We start from the raw sequence: 21,767 nt of genomic DNA on the forward strand, positions 1-21,767 counted from the left end.
AGCGGGTGCTCGTCTCGCGGATGCCTCGACGGTACGGGGCGTACCTGGGAGAAGCCTGGTACCGGCCGTCAGTGCGCGCCCTGCGCCGCCAGCCGCGCCGCGCCGACGATGCCCGCGGCGTTGCGCAGGCCGGCGGGGACGATGGGCGTCCGCAGGTCGAGCAGCGGCAGGAACTCGCGGTGCTTCTTGCTGACGCCGCCGCCGACGACGATGAGGTCCGGCCAGAACAGGTTCTCGACGACCGTGAAGTAGCGCTGCAGACGCTCCGCCCACTGCGGGAACGTCAGCCCCTCGCGGTCCCGGGCCGCGTCTGACGCCCGCGTCTCGGCGTCGAACCCGTCGATCTCCAGGTGGCCCAGCTCGGTGTTCGGCACGAGCACGCCGTCGACCACGAGGCACGAGCCGATGCCGGTGCCGAGCGTGACGACGAGGACGACCCCGGGCACGCCCTTGGCGGCGCCGTACTGCACCTCCGCGAACCCGGCGGCGTCCGCGTCGTTGACCGCGAGCACGCGGCGGCCCGACGCGGCGGCGACCGCCTTCTCGACGTCCGTGCCGATCCAGGACCTGTCGACGTTCGCCGCGGACTGCGCGACGCCGTGCAGGATCACGGCCGGGAACGTCACGCCGATCGGCACGTCCTTGTGGAGGTCGAACGAGTCGACGACCTGCGCGACGGTCGCGGCGACCGCGGCGGGCGTCGATGGCTGCGGCGTCGGGATGCGCAGGCGCTCGCCCGCGAACTCGCCGGTCGCCAGGTCGACGGGCGCTCCCTTGATGCCGGAGCCGCCGATGTCGACGCCGAACGCCGTCGCGACCTTGTACTTCTTGTGCTTCGCGTCGTGGCTCATGGCAGCGTCAGGACCTCCGCGCCGTCGTCGGTGACCAGCAGGGTGTGCTCGAACTGCGCGGAGCGACGGCGGTCCGCCGTCACGACCGTCCAGCCGTCGTCCCACATCTCCCAGTCGGCGGTGCCCAGGTCGAGCATCGGCTCGATCGTGAACACCATGCCGGGCTGGATGACGGTGCCGTACGCGGGCGCCGCGTCGTAGTGCGGGACGACGAGGCCCGTGTGGAACGCGGGGCCGACGCCGTGCCCGGTGAAGTCGCGCACGACCCCGTACCCGAACCGGCCGGCGTACTTCTCGATGACGCGGCCGATCACGTTGATCTCGCGCCCCGGCCGCACGGCCCGGATGCCGCGCGCGAGCGCCTCGCGCGTGCGCTCGACGAGCAGGCGGGACTCCTCGTCGACGTCGCCGGCGAGGAACGTGGCGTTGGTGTCGCCGTGCACGCCGTCGACGTAGGCCGTGATGTCGACGTTGACGATGTCCCCGTCCTGCACGACCGTCGAGTCGGGGATGCCGTGGCAGACGACCTCGTTGAGCGACGTGCAGATCGACTTCGGGAAGCCGCGGTAGCCGAGCGTCGACGGGTACGCGCCGCGCTCGACGAGGAACTGGTGGCCGACCGCGTCGAGCTCGTCGGTCGTCACGCCGGGCCGCACGTGGCGGCCGACCTCCTCGAGCGCCTGGGCCGCGAGGCGCGCGGCGACGCGGATGCGCGCGACCGTGCCCGCGTCGAAGACGTCGGGGCCGCGCCACGGCGTCGGCGCCGGGCGGTCGACGTACTCGGGGCGGGGGATGCTCGCGGGCACGGGGCGGCGCGGGCTGACCCGCCCCGGGACGAGGGCGGCGCGCGACGCGTGGACCGGCGGCATGCCTGGCAGTCTACGGATGGAACGGCCCGCCACCCGTCGAGGGGTGCGGGCGTGCGCCGGACGGAGGAGCGCCGTGACCGAGTACTGGTACAACACCCGCACCCACCAGGTGGAGGAGGGCAAGCGCAGCCAGTGGGCGGACCTCATGGGCCCGTACGCGACGCGCGAGGAGGCGGAGCACGCGCTCGACCGCGCCCGGCGGCGCACGGAGGCGTGGGACGCCGAGGAGGCGCAGGACCGCTGACGGCCGGCGCGGACGGCAGGCCCTGACGCCAGGCGCTGACGGCAGGCGCGGCCTCAGCGCCGCGCGAGCACCGCGACGAGCGGCCGGTGGTCGCTCGCGCCGGTGGCCGGCAGCACCCGGGCGTCCACGACGCGCCACGTGCGGGCGTCGACGAGGACGTGGTCGATCGGCGCCGCGAGGAGCGTCGGCACGCCCGCCGGCCACGTGCCGTGGGCCGCGGCACCCGCCGCGCGCGCGGCGTCGACGCAGGGGCCCGTGTCGCGCAGCGCGGGGTGGTCGAGGGTCGCGTTGAGGTCCCCGGCGACGACGACGTCGCGCGTGGTGCGGCACACGTCCGCGACGGCGGCGGTCTCGGTGCGCCACGCGGCCATCGCGCCGCGGGACGTCGGGGCGAGGGGATGGGCCGCGACGAGGACAGGGCCGGGGCCCTCCGGGACGGCGACGAGCGAGCCGAGCCGGTCGCCGAGGCGCTGCGCGCGCGGGTAGGTGCCGACGCGCTCGTCCACGACCAGCGCGGTCCCTGCGACGTACGGCACGTCGCTCGGCCCGTGCAGCGCCTGCCAGCCGCCGGGCAGCAGGCCCGCGAGCGCCTCCGCCGTGGACCGCGACGTCTCCGGCAGCGCGACGACGTCCGCGTCGACCTCCCGCACCAGGTCCGCGAGCGTCCCGGCCGGCACGGCGTCGAGCGTGTTGAACGTCAGGACGACCAGGTCGCCGCCCGCGGCCTCGGCACGCCCGCGGTCGTCGGCGGCCGCGGTGCTCGGACCCGCCGCGGGTACGGACCGCGCGACCAGCACGCCGGCGTGCGCGACCGCGACGACCGCGCACGCCACGGCCACCGGCAGCAGCGCCCGCCGCACCCGCGGGACGACGAGCAGCAGCGCGGCCGCGGCGGCGGCGCCCACCGCCAGGGCGCCGCGCAGCGCGACCGCCTGGGCGACGGGCCACGACCCCGCTGCGAGCGGGACGACGGTGACCACCCCGACGGCGAGCACGGCCGCCGCCACGACGGCGACCGCGGCCCGGCGCCCGCTCACGCGTGCGGGCCCGTCACGCCGTGCGACCCGGTCACGCGTCGGACCTCGGCCCGCCGTCGTGCGCGTCACGCGTCGAACGAGTGCGCGTCCTGCGGGAAGGTGCCCGAGCGGACCTCGTCCGCGTAGCCGCGCGCGGCGGCCGCCAGGGCCGCACCCACCTCGCCGAACCGCTTGGCGAAGCGCGGCGACCAGTCGCCCATGCCCGCCATGTCGACCCACACGAGCACCTGCCCGTCGCACTCGGGGCCGGCGCCGATGCCGATCGTCGGGACGGGGACGACCTCGGTGATCCGGGCGGCGACCTCGGCGGGGATCATCTCGAGGACGACCGCGACGGCGCCCGCGTCGACCACGGCGACCGCGTCGTCGCTGAGCCGCTGCGCGGCGTCGCCGCGGCCCTGCACGCGCGGGCCGCCCAGCAGGTTCTCCGACTGCGGCGTGTAGCCCAGGTGCGCGACGACGGGGATGCCGGCAGCGGTGAGCGCCCGGATCTGCGGGACGACGCGCTGCCCGCCCTCGATCTTGACCGCGGCGACGCCCGTCTCCTTCATCATCCGGACACCGCTCGCGAGGGCCTGCTCGGGCCCGGCCTCGTAGGAGCCGAACGGCAGGTCCGCGACGACGAACGCGCGCCGCGCCGCGCCGGCCACCGCGCGCGCGGCCACGACGAGCTCGTCGAGCGTCACGGGGAGCGTCGTCGCGTGCCCGTGCATCGTGTTCCCGATGGAGTCGCCGACGAGCAGCATGTCGATGCCGGCGTCGTCGAAGATCCGGGCCGTCACGGCGTCGTACGCCGTCAGCATCGTGAGCCGCTCGCCGCGCTGCTTCGCCGCCTGCAGGTGGTGGACGCGGACGCGTGCGGGGCGGGCGGACGACGCGCCGCCCGGGGCCGTCGGGGCGCCGGTCGTGCCGGCGGCGGAGGGGTCGCTCGTGGGCATGCGCCGAGCGTAGACCGGGGCGCGCGGCCCGCACCGGCGGCGTGCGCCTCGCCACACCCGGACGGTGCGCCCGCCGACGGCCCGTCATCAGGCAAGATGTGCGCCATGGACAGGCAGCAGGAGTTCGTGCTCCGGACCGTCGAGGAGCGGGACATCCGCTTCATCCGTCTGTGGTTCACCGACGTGCTCGGGATCCTCAAGTCGGTGGCGGTCGCACCCGCCGAGCTCGAGTCCGCGTTCGCCGAGGGCATCGGCTTCGACGGCAGCTCGATCGAGGGCCTCACGCGCGTGTACGAGGCCGACATGATCGCCAAGCCGGACCCGTCGACGTTCCAGATCCTGCCCTGGCGGGGGGAGCGGCACGGCACCGCCCGCATGTTCTGCGACCTGCTGACGCCCGACGGCCAGCCGTCGCTCGCGGACTCGCGCAACGTGCTCAAGCGGGCGCTCAACCGGGCGAGCGACCGCGGCTTCACGTTCTACACGCACCCCGAGGTCGAGTTCTACCTGTTCGACGCGCCCGCGGACCCGTCGCAGCCGCTGGTCCCCGTCGACCAGGGCGGGTACTTCGACCACGTCCCGCGCGGCACCGCGCACGACTTCCGCCGCGCCGCGATCACCATGCTCGAGTCCATGGGCATCTCGGTCGAGTTCTCCCACCACGAGGCGGGGCCGGGGCAGAACGAGATCGACCTGCGGTACGCCGACGCGCTGACGACGGCCGACAACATCATGACGTTCCGCACGGTGGTGAAGGAGGTCGCGCTCGAGCAGGGCGTGTTCGCGTCCTTCATGCCGAAGCCGCTGGCGGACCAGCCGGGCTCCGGGATGCACACGCACGTCTCGCTGTTCGAGGACGACCGCAACGCGTTCCACGAGCCGGGTGCCGACTACGAGCTGTCCAAGGTCGCGCGCCAGTTCATCGCCGGCCTGCTCAAGCACGCCGCCGAGATCACCGCGGTGACGAACCAGTTCGTCAACTCCTACAAGCGGCTCTGGGGCGGTGCCGAGGCGCCGAGCTTCATCTGCTGGGGCCACAACAACCGCTCCGCGCTCGTGCGCGTGCCGATGTACAAGCCGGGCAAGGGCAACTCGAGCCGCGTCGAGTACCGCGCGATCGACTCGGCCGTGAACCCGTACCTCGCGTTCGCGGTCATGCTCGCCGCCGGGCTCAAGGGCATCGAGGAGGGCTACGAGATGCCCGAGGGTGCCGACGACGACGTGTGGGAGCTCACCGACGCCGAGCGCCGGGCGCTCGGCATCGAGCCGCTGCCGACGTCGCTCGAGGCCGCGATCCAGGTGATGGAGCGCTCCGAGCTCGTCGCCGAGACGCTCGGCGAGCACGTCTTCGACTACTTCCTGCGCAACAAGCGGCAGGAGTGGGCCGAGTACCGCGCGCAGGTGACGCCGTACGAGCTGCAGCGGTTCCTGCCGCTGATCTGACGTCGCGGCGATGACGAGCAGCGCGTCGACGGGCCGCGGCGCCTCGCTGGCCGGCCGGCTCACCCGCGCCGGCGTGGCCGACGCGCCGCGGGCGGAGCGCCTGCTCGCCGACGCCGCGCTCCTCGACGTCGCACCGGACGCCGCGGAGACGCTCGTGCCCGCGCTGCGCGACGTCGGCGACCCGGACGAGACGCTCCTCGCGCTCGCGAAGGTCGCCGGCGCCGTGCAGCGGGACCCCGCGCTGCGGGCCCTCCTGCGCGACGTGCTGGCCGAGGACGGCCCCGCCCGCGCGCGGCTGCTCGCGGTGACGGGTGCGTCCTCGGCGCTGGCCAACACGCTCGCCGCGCACCCCGCGAACCTGCGGGTCGTGGCGGACCCCGCGCCGGGCACGGCCGTGCCGGTCGCGGAGGTGCGCGCCGAGCTGCTGGTGGCCGTCGGCGCGGACCCCGACGCGGACGTGCCGGTCGCCGCGCTCGCCGGCGGCGACGGGACCGACGCGCTGCGCCGCGCGTACCGCACCCGTCTGCTGCGGATCGCCGCGACCGACCTCACCGCCGAGGACCCGCTGAGCCGGCTCCCCGGGGTCGCCGCGGCGCTCGCGGACCTGGCCGGTGCGGCGCTGGAGGCCGCCCTCGCGGTCGCGCGCGCGGAGCTCGAGGACCACGGCCGCGACGTGCGGCTCGCCGTGATCGGCATGGGCAAGGCCGGCGGGCGCGAGCTGAACTACGTGTCGGACGTGGACGTCGTGTACGTGGCCGAGCCGGTCGACGGCGCCGACGAGGACGCCGCGCTCGTCGCGGGCGCCCGCCTCGCCGCCGGCCTGGCCCGCGCGTGCGCGAGCCCGTCCGGCACCGAGCCCGCGCTGTGGCCCGTCGACGCGGCGCTGCGCCCCGAGGGCAAGGACGGGCCGCTCGTCCGCACGCTCGCCAGCCACCGCGCCTACTACGAGCGCTGGGCGAAGACGTGGGAGTTCCAGGCGCTCCTCAAGGCGCGCCCGCTCGCGGGGGACCGTGCGCTCGGGCAGGCGTACGTCGACGCGACGAACCCGCTCGTGTGGCAGGCGGTGGCGCGCGAGAACTTCGTCGAGGACTCGCAGGCGATGCGCCGGCGGGTCGAGCAGCACGTGCCGCGGGCCGAGGCCGACCGCCAGCTCAAGCTGGGCGTCGGCGGGCTGCGCGACGTGGAGTTCACGGTGCAGCTCCTGCAGCTGGTCCACGGCCGCGCGGACGCCGACATCCGCAGCGGCAACACGCTGACCGCGCTGGCCGCGCTGGCGGCGGGCGGGTACGTGGGGCGGGACCACGCCGCGCAGCTCGCGGTCTGCTACCGGTGGATGCGGATGATGGAGCACCGCATCCAGCTGCACCGGCTGCAGCGCACGCATCTCGTGCCGACCTCCGACGCGGACCTGCGCCGGCTCGCCCGGACCATGGGCATGCGCGCGGACGGGCCGGAGGGCCTCCTCGAGCGGTGGCGCCAGACGCGCCGTGAGGTCCGCCGCCTGCACGAGGAGCTGTTCTACCGGCCGCTGCTGCCGGCCACCGCGCGGCTGTCCACCGAGGAGGCGTCGCTCGCGCCCGAGGCCGCGCGGGCGCGGCTGGCGGCGATCGGCTACCGCGACCCCGCGGGCGCCGTGCGGCACATCGCCGCGCTGTCGGACGGGGTGTCGCGGCGGGCGTCGATCCAGCGGCAGCTGCTGCCGGTGATGCTCGGCTGGTTCGCCGACGGCGCGGACCCCGACGGCGGCCTGCTCGCGTTCCGGCGCCTGTCCGACCAGCTCGGCACGACGCACTGGTACCTCAAGCTCCTGCGCGACTCCGGCACGGCCGCGCAGCGCCTCGCGCGCGTGCTCTCGACGTCGCGGTACGTCGCCGACGCCCTGCGCCGCTCGCCCGGCTCCGTGACGTGGCTGGCCGACGACGCCGAGCTGGAGCCGCGCAGGGCCGAGCGGCTCGAGGCCGAGGCGGACGCGGTGCTGCGCCGCGCCGACGAGCCCGTGCCCGCCGTCACCGCGCTGCGCGCGCTGCGCCGCCGCGAGCTGGCCCGCACCGCCGCGGCGGACGTCCTCGGCGTCGTGACGAGCACCCGCGCGTCGCAGAGCCTGACGACGGCGGCCGACACGGTCCTCGCGGGGACGTTGCGCGTCGCGGAGGCCGAGGCGCGCGCCGAGCGGGGCCTCGACACGTCGCCGACGCGGCTCCTCGTCGTCGCGATGGGACGGCTCGGCGGACGGGAGATGGGCTACTCGTCCGACGCCGACGTGCTCTTCGTGCACGACCCGCTGCCCGGCGTCGAGCCGCGCCTGGCCCAGGAGTTCGCCGTGTCGGCGGCGACGCGCGTGCGCCAGCTGCTCGGCGCGGTCGGCCCGGAGCCGACGCTCGCGGTGGACGCCGACCTGCGCCCCGAGGGGCGCAACGGGCCCCTGACGCGGTCGTTCGACGCGCACGTCGAGTACTACGGCCGCTGGTCCTCGCCGTGGGAGAGCCAGGCGCTGCTGCGGGCACGGCCCGTCGCGGGGGACGCCGCGCTGGGGGAGCGGTTCGTCGCGCTCGTCGACCCGCTGCGCTACCCGGAGGGCGGGCTCGACCCGTCGGTGGTGCGCGAGGTGCGGCGCATCAAGGCGCGCGTCGAGGCCGAGCGGCTGCCGCGCGGCGTCGACCCGACGCGGCACCTCAAGCTCGGGCGCGGCGGGATCGCGGACGTCGAGTGGACGGCCCAGCTCCTGCAGCTCCAGCACGCGCACGCCCTGCCCGACCTGCGCACGACGTCGACGCTCGCCGCGCTCGCGGCCGCGGCCGCCGCCGGGCTGCTCGACGAGGACGACGCGCGCGAGCTGCGCGAGGCGTGGGAGCTGGCGTCCCGGCTGCGCGACGCGAACGTGCTCTGGACCGGCCGGGCGGAGGGCGCGCACGCGGACGTGCTGCCGCACGACCGCCAGGCCCTCGCCGGCGTCGCGCGCGTCGTCGGGTACCCCGCGGGGTCCGGGAGCCTGCTCGAGGAGCACTACCTGCGCACGGCCCGCCGCGCCCGCACGGTCGTCGAGCGCGTCTTCTACGGCTGAGCCGCCGCGTCGCCCCGCCGCCGGCGACGGCGGTGCGGAGCGGGCGTCGTCACCCGGATGGCCGGCGACGGTGCCGCGACCTACGCTCGACCGGGTGACGGCCATCGCGGACGGGCAGACGCGCACGGGCACGGGCGGCTGCCCCGTGCGGAAGCTGACGCAGCCGGACGACGCGCTCGCGCCCGACGTCGAGCCGCTCGCCGGGCCCGCGCCGCGGCTGCGTGTCCGGTCGTTCGACCTCGCGCGCGCGGTGCTGCGCCACCCGGAGGCGACGCGCCAGGCGGGCTTCGGCGCGGACGGCTTCCACGGCGGCACCGCCGGCGCCTCGATCCGTCCGCCCGTGCTGTACCTGGAGGGCGACGCGCACCACGCCCAGCGCCGCGCGGCGGCACGCTTCTTCGCGCCGCGGACCGTGGAGGGCTACCGGGACTGGATGCAGGAGACCGCCGACCGGCTCGTGGAGCAGGTCCGCACCGACGGGTGGACGGACCTGTCGCGCCTGTCGATGCAGATGGCCGTGCAGGTCGCCTCCCGCGTCATCGGCCTCGACCGCGCGGCGGCGCCCGGGATGCACCGCCGGCTGGACGCCTTCTTCGAGCCCCCGCACCGCGACGCGCGCTCGCCGCTCGGCCGGTGGCGCGAGGCGCGGCGCGGCACCGCGATGCTGCGGTTCTACCTGCTCGACGTGAAGCCCGCGATCCGCGCGCGGCGCCGCCGGCGGCGTGACGACCTCATCAGCCGCCTGCTCGACGACGGCTTCAGCGACGTCGACATCCTCACCGAGTGCGTGACGTACGCGGCCGCGGGCATGGTGACGACGCGCGAGCTCATCACGGTCGCGACGTGGCACCTGCTCGACGACGACGCCCTGCTCGCGCGATACCGCGCGGGCGACCGGGCGGAGCGGCTCGCCCTCGTGGAGGAGGTGCTGCGGGTCGAGCCGGTCGTCGGCCACCTCCTGCGCCGGACGGTCGAGCCGCTCACGCTGGACGGGCCGGACGGTGCGGTGGAGGTGCCGGCGGGGACCGTCGTCGACATCGACGTCCGCGCCGCCAACGCCGACGCCCGCACCGTGGGGAAGGAGCCGCTGGGGCTGTGCCCGGGCCGCTCCCTGCCGCGCTCGGTGCCGCCCGCGCTGCTCGCCTTCGGCGACGGGCACCACAAGTGCCCGGGCGCGCCGATGGCGGTCATGGAGGCCGAGATCTTCCTGTCGACGCTGCTGCGGCACGACCTCGCGGCGGCCGGCCCGCCGCGGGTGCGCTGGAGCGAGGTCACGCAGGGCTACGACCTGTCGGCGCTGCGGGTCCGGCGGCTGCCGCGCCGCGACGGCTGAGCGACCGCCGACCGCGCCGGCTCAGGCGCGCGGGCGCGCGGCGGCGCGGAACGCGTCCCACCGCACCGGGCACGATCGCCTCGACCTGCTCCATGCCGTTCCCTCCCGTCGGGTCGGCCGCCGGTGGCGGCCGCGGCGAGCGCACCCGCGCGTCGCCACCGGGGGCCGCTGCCGCGGACGACGACACCCCCGCCGCCACGAGGGCGACGGGGGTGCCGGTTCCTGCTGAGCCCGCGGCCCCTGGGAGCAGCCAGGGACCGCGGACGATCACACGTCGAAGTAGAGCTCGAACTCGTGCGGGTGCGGCCGCAGACGGATCGGGTCCACCTCGGCGGAGCGCTTGTAGTCGATCCACGTCTGGATGAGGTCGGGCGTGAAGACGTTGCCCGCCGTGAGCCAGTCGTGGTCGGCCTCGAGGTTGTCGAGGACCTCGGCGAGGGTGCCGGGGACCTGCTGGATGAGGGCGTGCTCCTCGGGGGGCAGCTCGTACAGGTCCTTGTCGACCGGCTCCGGCGGCTCGATGCGGTTCTGGATGCCGTCGAGGCCGGCCATGAGCATCGCCGCGAACGCGAGGTACGGGTTCGACGACGGGTCCGGCACGCGGAACTCGACGCGCTTGGCCTTCGGGTTCGAGCCGGTCACCGGGATGCGGATGCACGCGGAGCGGTTGCGCGCCGAGTACACGAGGTTGACCGGCGCCTCGAAGCCGGGGACCAGGCGGTGGTAGGAGTTCACCGTCGGGTTCGTGAACGCGAGCAGCGACGGCGCGTGCTTGAGCAGGCCGCCGATGTACCAGCGGGCGATGTCGGACAGGCCGCCGTAGCCCTTCTCGTCGAAGAACAGCGGCTCGCCGTCCTTCCACAGGGACTGGTGCACGTGCATGCCCGAGCCGTTGTCGCCGAAGAGCGGCTTCGGCATGAAGGTCGCCGTGCGGCCGTTCTCGTGCGCGACGTTCTTCACGACGTACTTGAACAGCTGCACCTTGTCGGCCGACTTGGCCAGCGTGTCGAAGCGGTAGTTGATCTCCGCCTGGCCGGCCGTGCCGACCTCGTGGTGCGCGCGCTCGACCTGCAGGCCGAGGGCGTCGAGCTGCAGCGAGATCTGGTCGCGCAGGTCGGCGAAGTGGTCGACCGGCGGGACGGGGAAGTAGCCGCCCTTGTAGGGCGTCTTGTGGCCGAGGTTGCCACCCTCCTCGACGCGGCCCGTGTTCCAGGCGGCCTCGATGGAGTCGATGTGGTAGTACGACGCGTTCTGCTTCGTCTCGAAGCGGACGTCGTCGAAGATGTAGAACTCGGCCTCGGGCGCGAAGAACGCGGTGTCCGCGATGCCGGTCGACTTGAGGTACGCCTCCGCCTTGGCGGCGACCTGGCGCGGGTCGCGGCTGTAGGGCTCGTCGGTGTACGGGTCGACGATGTGGAAGTTGATGTTGAGCGTCTTCTCCGTGCGGAACGGGTCGACGTAGGCCGTCGTCACGTCCGGCATGAGCTTCATGTCCGACTCGTGGATGGCCTGGAAGCCGCGGATCGACGAGCCGTCGAACATCTGGCCGTCGGTGAAGAAGTCGGCGTCGAGCGAGGCGGCCGGCACGTTGAAGTGCTGCATCACGCCGGGCAGGTCGCAGAACCGCACGTCGACGAACTTGACGTCCTCGTTCTTGATGAACGCCAGGACTTCCTCCGGCTTGGTGAACATCCGCTGCTCCTCGGGTGGGGGGTGCCCGGCTGCCCCGGGCGTCCCCGAGGCTAGGCACCCGGGGTTTCCCGCCCGTGCCGCGGTTGTTTCCGCGAGGTTACGGAGGGCCTGCGCGTGTAACGATCGCTCGAACTCCTGGTCGAGCGTCCGAGGCGTGGACCGACCGTAGGCTGGGCGGCATGGCGACGCGCGACTCCATGGGCTCCTGGCTCGAGGGCGGCCCCGGCGGGGGCGGCGACCGCGAGGGGAGCCCGCTCGGCCTCCCGGCCGAGGGCCGCGGCTCGCTCGCACGGCTGCCGCGCCGGCTCGCCGCCCTGGCCGTCGACTGGCTCGCGTGCCTCGCCGTGTCCGCGGTGCTGTTCCCGGTGACCGCCGACGGGCTGTTCCTCGTGCGCGGTCACGAGCTCGCGACGCTCGGCGTGTTCGCGGTCGAGAACGCCGTGCTGGTCGGCACGCTCGGCCACACGCTCGGGCACCGGCTGCTCGGGATGCGGGTGACGCCGGTGGCCGGCACCGCGCGCGGCGGCGGCGCGGTCGCGGCGGGCGTGCCGGGACTGCTGCGCGGCCTGGTGCGCGCGGTGCTGCTGTGCCTCGTGATCCCCGCGGTCGTGTGGGACGCCGACGGGCGCGGTCTGCACGACCGGGCGGCGGGCACGGCGCTCGTCCGCCGGTGACGCGTCCGCGACGACGTCCGGACGCGCCGCGGCGGGGTCGGGCGGGCGTCAGCGGCCGCGCATGCCCTTGCGGTCGGGGCGCGCACGCGTCGGGTCGATGCCCTTCGGCACCGGCAGGCGGACGGCACCGAGCGCGGTGAGCCGGCGCAGGACCTCCGCCACCTCCTGCTTGGTCAGCTGCGGCTTGAGCTTCGTCACCGCGCGGGGGAGCTTGCGCAGGGGCACCTGGCCCTCGCCGTCGCCGCACTGGATGACGTGCACCGGGGCGCCGGAGACCACGCGGGCGGTGCGCTTGCGCTCCGACTCGAGCAGCTTGCCGATGCGGTGCGCGGGGCCCTCGCCGACGAGCACGACGCCCGGGCGGCCGACGCCGCGGAACACCATGTCCTGCGTGCGGGGGTCGACCGCGACCGGCTCGTCGCCGAACGTCCAGCCCCGGCGCAGCGTGCCGAGCGCGGCGAGCGAGGCGCCGGGGCGGCCCTCGATCTGCGTGTAGGCGGCCGTCTCGGCGCGGCGGGCGAGCACGAACATCGCGCCGAGGATCGCGAACGGGATGCTCAGCAGGAGCACGTAGACGACGCTGCTCGTCAGCAGGCCGATGACCAGGCCGAGGGCGATGATGCCGACGAAGACGGCCAGCAGGATCCAGGTCACCGCCGGGTCCTGCCGGCGGGTCATCTGGTACGCCTGCCACACCTGGTGGTACCAGCGGGTCTTCTTGACCTTGCCCGTCCCCGCGCCGGCGGAGGAGCCCTGCGGGGTCGTGGAGCGCTCGCGTGCCATGGGTCGGCAGTCTACCGGCGGACGGGTCGCGCACCGACCGCGCGCGGGGCGCGGTCGGTGCCCGGCGGCCGGTGCCCGGCGGTCAGCGCGCGGTGGGCGTGCGCGCCAGCAGCGCCGAGGCCTCCTGGCGCGACGTCGTCGGCTCGCCGAGGTGCGCGAGCGCGTCGGGGATGGGGAGCCCGCGCCGACGCATGGCCTGGCCCCACAGGCGCCCGGCCCGGTACGACGACCGCACCAGCGGCCCGGACATGACGCCGAGGAAGCCGAGGCGCTCCGCCTCCTGCGACAGCTCGACGAACTCCTCGGGCCGCACCCAGCGGTCGACCGGGTGGTGGCGCACCGACGGACGCAGGTACTGCGTGATGGTGACCAGGTCGCAGCCGGCCTCGTGCAGGTCGCGCAGCGCGTCGGCCGCCTCCTGCGTCGTCTCGCCCATGCCGAGGATGAGGTTCGACTTGGTGACCAGGCCCGCGGAGCGTGCGCGCGTCAGCACCGACAGCGAGCGCTCGTAGCGGAAGCCCGGGCGGATCTGCTTGAAGATCCGCGGCACGGTCTCGAGGTTGTGCGCGAGCACCTCGGGCCGGGACTCGTTGACGACGTCCAGCAGCTCGGGGATCGCGTTGAAGTCGGGGATGAGCAGCTCGACGCCCGTGCCGGGGTTGAGCGCGTGGATCTGGCGGACGGTCTCCGCGTAGAGCCAGGCGCCGCCGTCGGGCAGGTCGTCGCGGGCGACACCCGTCACCGTCGAGTACTTCAGACCCATCGCCCGCACCGACTCGGCCACGCGGCGGGGCTCGTCGGCGTCGAAGTCGGCCGGCTTGCCCGTGTCGATCTGGCAGAAGTCGCACCGGCGCGTGCACTGGTCGCCGCCGATGAGGAACGTGGCCTCGCGGTCCTCCCAGCACTCGAAGATGTTGGGGCAGCCCGCCTCCTCGCAGACCGTGTGCAGACCCTCCTTGCGCACGAGGCCCTTGAGCTCGCTGTACTCGGGGCCCGTCGTCGCGCGCGTGCGGATCCACTCGGGCTTCTTCTCGATCGGGGTGGCGGCGTTGCGTGCCTCCACCCGGAGCATCCGGCGTCCCTCGGGGGCGATCGTCACGTGGTCAGACTAACCCGCACCCGGCCGTTCACCGCCGGTGCGCGGTGTGACGGGGGCCTCGCCGCACGACCCGGCGCCGGCGCCCGACGGGGGACCTCCGTCCCGGGTGGGGGTGCCGTGGGCGGCAGACCCTGGAGGGGAGCCGGTCCGGGTGCGACGGGGCGCCCGTGCCGGTGGGTCCAGGGGAGGTGATGACGTGCGGGTGCTGGTGAGCGTGGCGTCGCGGCACGGTGCGACGCGGGAGATGGGCGCCGTCGTGGCGCAGGAGCTGCGCGACGCGGGCCACGAGGCGGTGGAGGTCGAGCCGGAGGACGTCGAGCGCGTCGACGGGTACGACGCCGTCGTGCTCGGGTCGGCCGTGTACGTCGGCCGCCTCGCGCTCGGCCTGCGCGCCCTGGTCGACCGGCAGGGCGGTCAGCTGCGCGCGCGCCCGGTCTGGCTGTTCTGGTCCGGGCCGCTGGGGGACCCGCCGGTGCCGGCGACGGTCCCCGACGACGTCACGGAGGTGGCGCGGGCGGTGGGTGCCCGGGGCGTCGCCGTCTTCCCGGGGCGCCTCGAGCGGCGCGGGCTGGACCTGTCCGAGCGGGCGCTCGTCGCGCTCACGCGCGCCGAGCCGGGGGACTACCGCGACATGGACGCCGTGCGCGCGTGGGCGCGGGACGTCGGCGCCGGGCTGCGGGGTGGGCGCGCGGTCGGCGTGCGCTAGGCGCCGGCGCGCGCGGCGGTGGCCGTGGAGCCGGCGGCGAGGAGCCCCCCGAGCGCGTCGGCGAGGTGCCGCTCGACGAGCGGGACCACCTCGGCGACCGTCACGGTGCGGCCCGCCTCGGCGGACAGCGACGTCACGTCGGCGTCGTCGATGCCGCAGGGCACGATGCGTCCGTACCAGCCGAGGTCGGGGCAGCAGTTGAGCGCGAACCCGTGCATCGTCACGCCGCGGGCCACGCGCGCGCCGATCGCGGCGACCTTGCGGGCCCGCCGGGGCACGGGCGTGGTCGCCGGGTCGTCGGCCGGCAGCCACACGCCGCTGCGTCCCTCCACCCGCTCGGTCGCGACGCCGACGTCGGCGCACGTGCGGATGAGTGCCTCCTCGAGGGCGCGCACGTAGCGCACGACGTCGACGGGCTCGGCGAGCCGGACGATCGGGTAGCCGACGAGCTGTCCGGGGCCGTGCCACGTGATCCGCCCGCCGCGGTCGACGTCCACCACGGGGGTGCCGTCGGTGGGGCGGTCGCTCCGGGCCGTGCGCTTGCCGGCCGTGTAGACGGGCTCGTGCTCGAGCAGCAGGACGGTGTCCTCGCGGGTCCCGGCCTCGACGGCCGCGTGGACCTCGCGCTGCAGGGCCCACGTCGGCTCGTACGGCTGGAGGCAGGTGCCGAGCTCGAGCAGGTCGACGCGCATGCCCGTCAGGCTACGCCCGCGCGCGGCGGCTCCTCGGCGGCCGGGTCGGCCGCCGCGACGCCCGGGCGCCCGCCGGGACGCGACCCCGCGCCGGAGTCCTCGGGCTGCACCACCAGCAGGAGCAGGGCGCGCAGCTCCTCGCGCTGCCGCGCGTCGAGCGCGGCGAGGACGCGGTCCTGCGCGGGGCGGGGGTCGGCCGACGCGACGAAGGCCTGGGTGCCGGCGTCGGTGATCGCGATGACGTGGCGACGGCGGTCGGCCGGGTCGGGGCGGCGGCTCACGTAGCCCGTGCGCTCCAGGCGGGCGAGCACGCGGCTCATCGTCTGCTCGGTGACGCCGCACGCCTCGGCGAGCCCCCGCTGCGACATGGGGCCGGCGGCGAGGTGCACGAGCACCGGGTGGCTGGCGTGGTTGAGGTCCCAGGCGGCGAGGTGGGCGTTCCACTCGCGCTCGATGCGGCGTGCGGCCGCGGAGAGCAGCCGGCCGACCGGCCAGTGGTCGTCCACCAGGTCCTGCTGCGTGACGTCCGTCACCGTGCCCCGCCTCTCCGCTTGCCCGGGCACGCTCCGGGACCCATGATGCTCAGCATGCTGAGGAAATCGTGGGTGCGCACCCTGGCGGTGGCCGTCGCGCTGCTCGTCTGGCTGGCCGTCGGCGGCGTGGGCGGGATGGCCCAGGGCAGGCTGGCACAGGTGCAGACGAACGACGCGGCGGCGTTCCTGCCGTCGTCGTCCGAGTCCACACGAGCCGCGGAGGCCTCGCGGGACCTGGTCGACACGCAGACCCTACCCGCGCTCGTCGTGCTCGCCCCCGCCGACGGCGGGCAGGTGACACCCGATCAGCTGGACGCCGCCCGGGACGCCGCCGCCGCCGTCGCCGACCGTCCCGTCCCCGGCGGTGACGGCACGTGGGGCGACCGGCTGACCGGCGACGTCGTGCCCGTCCCGGCCGAGGACGGCGAGGCCGTCCTGCTCGCCGTGCCCCTCGACGCGGACGCCGCCGAGCAGCGCGTCGGCGAGGAGCGCCTCAGCACCCTGCTCGTCGAGGACCTGCGCGACCTCCTCGCCGAGGACCTCGGCGCCACCGCCGGCACCGCCGGGGACCTCGGCCTGAACGCCTGGGTCACCGGGCCCGCCGGCTTCGTCACCGACCTCGGCGCGGCGTTCGCCGGCATCGACGGGCTGCTGCTGCTCGTCGCCCTCGGCGCCGTCCTGCTCATCCTCGTCGTCGTCTACCGCTCGCCGTTCCTGCCCCTCGTCGTCATCGTCACCGCCGTGCTCGCGCTCGCGCTCGCGGGACTGGTGGTCTACCAGCTCGCCGCGAACGACGTCCTGGTCCTCAACGGGCAGTCGCAGGGGATCCTGTCGATCCTCGTCGTCGGCGCGAGCGTCGACTACGCCCTCCTGCTCGTCGCCCGCCACCGCGAGGAGCTGGGCCGCCACGAGCACCCGGCGGACGCGCTGCGCCGCGCGTGGCGACGCTCGCTCGAGCCGATCCTCGCCAGCGCCGGCACCGTCGTCGCCGGCGTGCTGTGCCTGCTGCTCTCACAGCTCGGGTCCAACCGGAGCCTCGGCCCCGTCGCGGCGATCGGCATCGGCGCCGCCGTCCTGTCCGCGCTGACCCTGCTGCCCGCGCTGCTCCTCGTCGCCGGCCGCCGCTCCCGCGTGCTGTTCTGGCCGCGCGTGCCGCGGTACGGGACGGCCACCCCGGCACCGACGACGCACGGCGCGCACGCCGCACCGGCCGACGACGTGCTCGACGCCGCCGGCCTGTGGACGCGCTGGGCACGCTGGGTCGGGCGCCACGCCCGCCCGGTGTGGGTCACCACCGGCGTCGGCCTGCTCGTGCTCGCCGCGTTCCTGCCCACCCTGCGCGCCGGCGGCACCAGCCAGACCGACGTGTTCCTCACGCCCGTCGACTCCGTCGCCGGCGAGGAGGTGCTGGCGGACCACTTCCCGGCCGGCGCCGTGCAGCCCGCGACGGTCGTCGTCGACGAGGCCGACGTGGACGCCGTCGTCGCGGCGGCGCAGGACGTGCCCGGGGTCGCGTCCGCCGCGCCGTACACCGGCGCCCCGGCGGGTGCCCCGGCCGGCGAGGCACCGCCCGTGGTCGTCGACGGACGGGCCCGGGTGGACGTCGTCACCGAGGCGCCGTCCGACAGCCAGGAGGCCGTCGACGTCGTCGCCGACCTGCGTACCGCCGTGCACGACGTCGCCCCGCAGGCGCTCGTCGGGGGCGCCGCCGCCGAGACCCTCGACACGCAGCTCGCCGGCGAGCGGGACCTGCGCGTCATCGTCCCCGTCGTCCTCGGCGTGATCCTGCTCATCCTCGTCGTGCTGCTGCGGTCGGTCGCGGCCGGGCTGCTGCTCATGGCGGCCAACGTGCTGTCGTTCGCGGCGGCCCTCGGCGTCGCCGCCATCGTGTTCGACGTGCTCGACCTGCCCGACGCCGATCCCACGGTGCCGCTCTACGGGTTCGTGTTCCTCGTCGCCCTCGGCGTGGACTACACGATCTTCCTCATGACCCGCGTGCGGGAGGAGTCGCTCGCGCACGGCACGCGCGCGGGCATCGTGCGCGGCCTCGCGGTGACGGGCGGCGTCATCACGTCGGCGGGTCTCGTGCTCGCGACGACGTTCGCCGCGCTCGCCGTGATCCCGCTGCTGTTCCTCGCGCAGATCGCGTTCATCGTGGCGCTCGGCGTGCTGGTCGACACCTTCGTCGTCCGGAGCCTGCTCGTGCCGGGTCTCGTGCACGACATCGGCCCGCGCACGTGGTGGCCGAGCGCCCTCTCGCGCCGCCCGGAGCACGGCGCGCACGCCGCCGTGGGGGACACCGGGGAGGTCGCGGCGGGCGGCACGCGGTGAGGCCCGCCGCCTAGAGTGGCGCGCATGGAGCCGTTGCGCGTCGGACTGGTCGGCTACGGCGGGGCCGGGCGTGGCATCCACGCCCGGCTCCTGCGCGAGACGGGCCACCGCGTCGTCGCGGCGGTCACCCGCGCCCGCGGCGACGACGTGCGCGCCGACTGGCCGGACGCGCGCGTCGTGCCGGACGTCGCGGCGCTGCTCGACGACGCGGACGCGCTCGACCTCGTCGTCGTCGCGAGCCCGACGGGTGACCACGTCGCGCACACGCGCGCCGCGCTCGAGGCGGACGTGCCCGTGCTGGTCGACAAGCCGCTCGCCACGACGACGGCGGACGCGACCGCGCTCGTCGAGCTCGCGGAGCGGCGCGCGGGCCGGCTCACCGTCTTCCAGAACCGCCGGTGGGACCCCGAGCAGCTCACCGTGCGCGCGCTGCTCGAGGCCGGCGCGCTCGGGCGTGTGCACCGGTTCGAGCGGCGCTGGGAGAGGTACCGGCCCGAGCCCGCGCACCGGTGGAAGGAGCAGGACACCGCGGCGGGCGGGCTGCTGCTCGACCTCGGGGCGCACCTCGTCGACTCGGCGGTGCAGCTCTTCGGCCCCGTGCGCCGGGTCCACGCGGAGCTGCGCGCGCTCACCACGCCGGCCGTCGACGACGTCTTCCTGGCCGTCGAGCACGCCCCCGGCCCGGACGGGCTCGCCGTCGTGTCGCACCTGCAGGCCGGCGGCCTCGTCGGCGCGCCCGGCCCGCGCACGCGCGTCCTCGGCGAGCGCGGCGCGTACCTGGTGACGAGCTTCGAGGGCGAGCCCACGCCGTTCGCGGTGCTCGACGACACCCAGGACGCCGGCCGTGCGGCGGGCGAGCCGCCGCACGAGGGCTGGCTCGTGCGCGGCGCCGAGCGCACGCCCGTGCCGCGCGCACCGGGCGGGCACGCCGACGTCTACCGCGCCGTCGAGCGCTGGCTGCGCGGGCAGGGGCCCGTACCGGTCGACCCGTGGGACGCCGTCCGCACCGCCCGCGTCCTCGACGCGGCCGTGCGCTCGGCGGCGGACGGTGTGCCGGTCGTGCTCGACCCCGCCTGACCACGGGCGCCCCCTGTGGACGGCCGCCGACGCGGTCGCGCCGGTGCCGCTTGGATGGCGCCCGTGCACCCGGCCCTCGTCCCCGACGACGTCACCCGACTGCTCGCCGAGCGCGGCCACCGGGTCGCCGCGGCCGTCGGCACCGACGGCGCCTGGTGGGTCTCGCGCCCCGTCGACGACCCGGACGCGCCGTGGCTCGAGGTGCAGGTCGTGCGCGTGCCCACCGACGACCGGCTGCGCGCGCTCGCGGACGCCCTGGCGCGCGTCGAGCACCCCCACCTCGCGGCCGTGCGGGAGGTCGTCCCGCTGGACGCCGGACGCGTCGCCGTGCTCGCCGCCCACGTGCCCGGCCCGACCCTCGCCGCCGTGCGTGCCACGCGCCCGCCGCTGAGCGACGCCGAGGCCGTCACGGTGGCCGTGCCGGTCGCGCAGGCCCTCGCCGCGCTGCACGCCGCCGGGCTCGCGCACGCGGCGGTCGCCGCCGACCGTGTCGTGCTGCGGCCCGACGGGTTCCCCGTGGTCGTCGACGTGCGCGGCGTGCTCGCGGGCACCGGCACGCCCGACGGCGACGTGCGCCGGCTGATCGCCACCGTGCTCGGCGTCCTCCCGCCGCTCGAGGCGGAGCTCGCCGCCGGGCTGCCCGAGCTCGCACGCCTGCGCGACGCGCTGGAGGCCGTGGCGCGGCGCGCCGCCCCGACGGCGGACGACGTCGTCGAGGCGGCGTTCGCGGCCGCCGAGCCGGTGCCCGTGCTGATGCCCGACGCGGACGCGCTCGCCGGTGCACAGGTGGCCATGGACGCCGGTCGGCCGCTGCCGCGCGCCGACGCGCGGCCGGTGGCGGAGCGGCGGCGGGCCCGTCCGCGGCACGGCCGCGTCGTGCGGCACGTGCTCGTCGGGGCGGCGGCGGCGTGCGTGCTGGCGGTCGTCGCGGTGGCCGGCGCCGCCGTGGTCGCGGGGCGCGGGGAGGCCGGGCAGGCCGCGCCGTCCGCGGCGCCGACCGCGGGGACGGGGTCGGACGCGCCGGGCCCGCGCGCCTCGGGCGGTGCGTCCGCGGACGCGCCCGCCGGCGACGCGGCGGCGGACGGTCCCGTCACGGCCGCCGCCGAGCTGACGCGCCGGCGCGGCGACGCGCTGGCCGCCGCGTCCGCCGACGCGCTGGCGCAGGTGCACGCGCCCGGTGCGCCCTCGCTCGCCCGGGACGTCGCGCTCCTCGACGGCCTGGCGGGTGCCCGCAGCGAGGGCCTCACGACCACGGTCGACGAGGTCGTCGACGTCGGCCGCACCGCCGACGGGGACGCCGTCGTGGCGGTGACGTCGTCCGTCGGGGAGCACGCGCGCGTGACCTCGGCGGGGGAGCGGTCCACCGTGCCGGCGACGCCGCCCCGCACGGTCGAGCTCGTGCTGCGCCGGACCGCGGACGGGTGGCGGGTGTGGGACGTCAGGCAGCCGGCGGGCGCGCCGTCCTGACCCAGCGGGCCGCCTCGTCCGGTGTGGCGTGCTGCGGGACGAAACCCGACTCGCGCAGGGCCCGCGGGTCGGCGCGGATCGACCCCAGCACCTCGGAGGAGAAGTCGCCGAGCCCGACGCGCAGCGCCGCCGCCGGCACGGGCACCGTCACGCGCCCGCCGAACGCGCGCCGCAGCGCGTCCAGCAGCACCGCGTGCCGGTCCGCACGCGTCACGAGGTTCGCCGGTCCGTGCACCGGCGCCGTCAGCAGGTGCGTGATGGCCGCGACCTCGTCCGGCAGCGTGATCCAGCTCCAGTACTGCCGCCCGTCACCGAGCCGCGTCGCCACGCCGGCCCGCAGCGGGAGCAGCAGCCGGCCGAGCGCCCCGCCGTGGGGGCTCAGGACGATGCCCGTGCGCAGGTGCGCGACCCGGACGCCGGCCTCGCTCGCGGGTGCCGTCGCGTCCTCCCACCGGCGCACCACGTCCGCGAAGAACGTGCGCCCCAGCGGCTCGTCCTCGGTGAGCAGCGCGTCGCCGCGGTCGCCGTAGGCCCCGATCCCCGACGCCTGCAGCAGCACGCGCGGCCCGTCGTCCCGGGCGGCCATCGTGCGCGCCAGCAGCCCTGCCGTCTGCACCCGGGAGGCGACGACCTCGCGCTTGCGCGCCGCGGTGAGCGGTCGGCTGCCGACGTTCACCCCGGCGAGGTCGACGACGGCGTCGGCGGTCGCGAGCGCGTCGCTGTCGATCGTCCCGGCGACGGGGTCCCAGCCGATCTCGGCGCCACCCCGTGGTGCACGGCGCACGAGCCGGCGCACGTCGTGCCCCGCGTCGGCGAGGTGGCGCACGAGCGCCGTCCCGATCAGCCCGGACGCCCCGGCCACCACCACGCGCATGCCGCTCACGGGCACACTCTCGCGGCACGGCGCGGGCCGCGCACCCCGTGGGGCGCGCGGCTG

General features: G+C 76.3%; 19 protein-coding genes. 9 read left to right on the plus strand and 10 right to left on the minus strand.

Annotated elements, in window-relative coordinates; genetic code table 11:
- Positions 1–68: 68 nt before the first annotated feature.
- Together ppgK and map are read right to left on the minus strand one after the other, a co-directional pair.
- On the minus strand, positions 69–851 hold the full coding sequence (gene ppgK / locus ACFUMH_RS08490) for a polyphosphate--glucose phosphotransferase (RefSeq protein ID WP_378203327.1): 783 nt from the start codon (positions 849–851) through the stop codon (positions 69–71).
- On the minus strand, positions 848–1,720 hold the full coding sequence (gene map / locus ACFUMH_RS08495) for a type I methionyl aminopeptidase (protein WP_378203330.1): 873 nt from the start codon (positions 1,718–1,720) through the stop codon (positions 848–850). The genes ppgK and map overlap by 4 nt, the downstream gene beginning before the upstream one ends.
- A gap of 73 nt (positions 1,721–1,793) precedes the next feature.
- On the opposite strand from map, the gene ACFUMH_RS08500 reads away from it, so the two are divergent.
- A complete protein-coding gene (locus ACFUMH_RS08500; protein WP_378203333.1) occupies positions 1,794–1,964 on the plus strand; it encodes an SPOR domain-containing protein in 171 nt (56 codons plus the stop codon).
- Between the two features lie 53 nt (positions 1,965–2,017).
- On the opposite strand, the gene ACFUMH_RS08505 is transcribed toward ACFUMH_RS08500, so the two are convergent.
- Positions 2,018–3,001 (minus strand): endonuclease/exonuclease/phosphatase family protein, encoded by a 984-nt coding sequence (locus tag ACFUMH_RS08505; RefSeq protein ID WP_378203336.1) that lies wholly within the window; start codon positions 2,999–3,001, stop codon positions 2,018–2,020.
- 65 nt (positions 3,002–3,066) lie between these two features.
- Positions 3,067–3,939 carry a 3-methyl-2-oxobutanoate hydroxymethyltransferase gene (panB, locus tag ACFUMH_RS08510; RefSeq protein WP_378203339.1) on the minus strand — a complete coding sequence of 291 codons (873 nt, stop codon included), beginning with the start codon at positions 3,937–3,939 and terminating at the stop codon, positions 3,067–3,069.
- Positions 3,940–4,044: 105 nt separating this feature from the next.
- On the opposite strand from panB, the gene ACFUMH_RS08515 reads away from it, so the two are divergent.
- The 3 genes from ACFUMH_RS08515 to ACFUMH_RS08525 all read left to right on the plus strand — a co-directional run bounded on the left by ACFUMH_RS08515 (position 4,045) and on the right by ACFUMH_RS08525 (position 9,776).
- Positions 4,045–5,382 carry a glutamine synthetase family protein gene (locus ACFUMH_RS08515; RefSeq protein WP_378203342.1) on the plus strand — a complete coding sequence of 446 codons (1,338 nt, stop codon included), beginning with the start codon at positions 4,045–4,047 and terminating at the stop codon, positions 5,380–5,382.
- A gap of 10 nt (positions 5,383–5,392) precedes the next feature.
- Positions 5,393–8,443: a bifunctional [glutamine synthetase] adenylyltransferase/[glutamine synthetase]-adenylyl-L-tyrosine phosphorylase gene (locus ACFUMH_RS08520; RefSeq protein ID WP_378203345.1), complete on the plus strand. Its 3,051-nt coding sequence runs from the start codon at positions 5,393–5,395 to the stop codon at positions 8,441–8,443.
- Positions 8,444–8,537: 94 nt separating this feature from the next.
- Positions 8,538–9,776: a cytochrome P450 gene (locus tag ACFUMH_RS08525; protein ID WP_378203347.1), complete on the plus strand. Its 1,239-nt coding sequence runs from the start codon at positions 8,538–8,540 to the stop codon at positions 9,774–9,776.
- A gap of 267 nt (positions 9,777–10,043) precedes the next feature.
- Here ACFUMH_RS08525 and glnA read toward each other — a convergent pair whose 3' ends face one another.
- Positions 10,044–11,468 (minus strand): type I glutamate--ammonia ligase, encoded by a 1,425-nt coding sequence (glnA, locus tag ACFUMH_RS08530; RefSeq protein ID WP_378203350.1) that lies wholly within the window; start codon positions 11,466–11,468, stop codon positions 10,044–10,046.
- A 179-nt stretch (positions 11,469–11,647) separates the two neighbouring features.
- On the opposite strand from glnA, the gene ACFUMH_RS08535 reads away from it, so the two are divergent.
- Complete coding sequence (locus ACFUMH_RS08535; RefSeq protein ID WP_378203353.1) at positions 11,648–12,142, plus strand: RDD family protein; 495 nt, start codon at positions 11,648–11,650, stop codon at positions 12,140–12,142.
- A gap of 48 nt (positions 12,143–12,190) precedes the next feature.
- Here ACFUMH_RS08535 and ACFUMH_RS08540 read toward each other — a convergent pair whose 3' ends face one another.
- Positions 12,191–12,925, minus strand: coding sequence for a DUF4191 domain-containing protein (locus ACFUMH_RS08540; RefSeq protein WP_378203356.1), 735 nt, complete (start codon positions 12,923–12,925; stop codon positions 12,191–12,193).
- A gap of 82 nt (positions 12,926–13,007) precedes the next feature.
- Positions 13,008–14,024 carry a lipoyl synthase gene (gene lipA / locus ACFUMH_RS08545; protein WP_378203359.1) on the minus strand — a complete coding sequence of 339 codons (1,017 nt, stop codon included), beginning with the start codon at positions 14,022–14,024 and terminating at the stop codon, positions 13,008–13,010.
- A gap of 196 nt (positions 14,025–14,220) precedes the next feature.
- On the opposite strand from lipA, the gene ACFUMH_RS08550 reads away from it, so the two are divergent.
- Entirely contained in the window at positions 14,221–14,730 is a 510-nt protein-coding gene (locus ACFUMH_RS08550; protein ID WP_378203361.1) for a flavodoxin domain-containing protein, read from the plus strand.
- On the opposite strand, the gene lipB is transcribed toward ACFUMH_RS08550, so the two are convergent.
- Both lipB and ACFUMH_RS08560 read right to left on the minus strand, forming a co-directional pair.
- A complete protein-coding gene (gene lipB / locus ACFUMH_RS08555) occupies positions 14,727–15,422 on the minus strand; it encodes a lipoyl(octanoyl) transferase LipB (protein WP_378203363.1) in 696 nt (231 codons plus the stop codon). The genes ACFUMH_RS08550 and lipB overlap by 4 nt on opposite strands.
- 5 nt (positions 15,423–15,427) lie before the next feature.
- A complete protein-coding gene (locus ACFUMH_RS08560) occupies positions 15,428–15,955 on the minus strand; it encodes a MarR family winged helix-turn-helix transcriptional regulator (RefSeq protein ID WP_378203366.1) in 528 nt (175 codons plus the stop codon).
- 54 nt (positions 15,956–16,009) lie between these two features.
- On the opposite strand from ACFUMH_RS08560, the gene ACFUMH_RS08565 reads away from it, so the two are divergent.
- From ACFUMH_RS08565 to ACFUMH_RS08575, 3 genes are read left to right on the plus strand one after another with little or no spacing between them, the layout of a single operon-like run.
- On the plus strand, positions 16,010–18,286 hold the full coding sequence (locus ACFUMH_RS08565) for an MMPL family transporter (RefSeq protein ID WP_378203369.1): 2,277 nt from the start codon (positions 16,010–16,012) through the stop codon (positions 18,284–18,286).
- Between the two features lie 24 nt (positions 18,287–18,310).
- Positions 18,311–19,363, plus strand: a complete 1,053-nt coding sequence (locus tag ACFUMH_RS08570; RefSeq protein ID WP_378203372.1) for a Gfo/Idh/MocA family oxidoreductase — start codon at positions 18,311–18,313, stop codon at positions 19,361–19,363.
- A gap of 54 nt (positions 19,364–19,417) precedes the next feature.
- Positions 19,418–20,830 (plus strand): hypothetical protein, encoded by a 1,413-nt coding sequence (locus ACFUMH_RS08575; RefSeq protein WP_378203376.1) that lies wholly within the window; start codon positions 19,418–19,420, stop codon positions 20,828–20,830.
- Here ACFUMH_RS08575 and ACFUMH_RS08580 read toward each other — a convergent pair.
- On the minus strand, positions 20,802–21,704 hold the full coding sequence (locus ACFUMH_RS08580) for a TIGR01777 family oxidoreductase (protein WP_378203379.1): 903 nt from the start codon (positions 21,702–21,704) through the stop codon (positions 20,802–20,804). The two genes, ACFUMH_RS08575 and ACFUMH_RS08580, sit on opposite strands and share 29 nt — an antisense overlap.
- Between the last annotated feature and the right edge of the window lie 63 nt (positions 21,705–21,767).

The organism is Cellulomonas sp. NPDC057328, assembly GCF_042667215.1.
Taxonomy (GTDB): domain Bacteria; phylum Actinomycetota; class Actinomycetes; order Actinomycetales; family Cellulomonadaceae; genus Cellulomonas.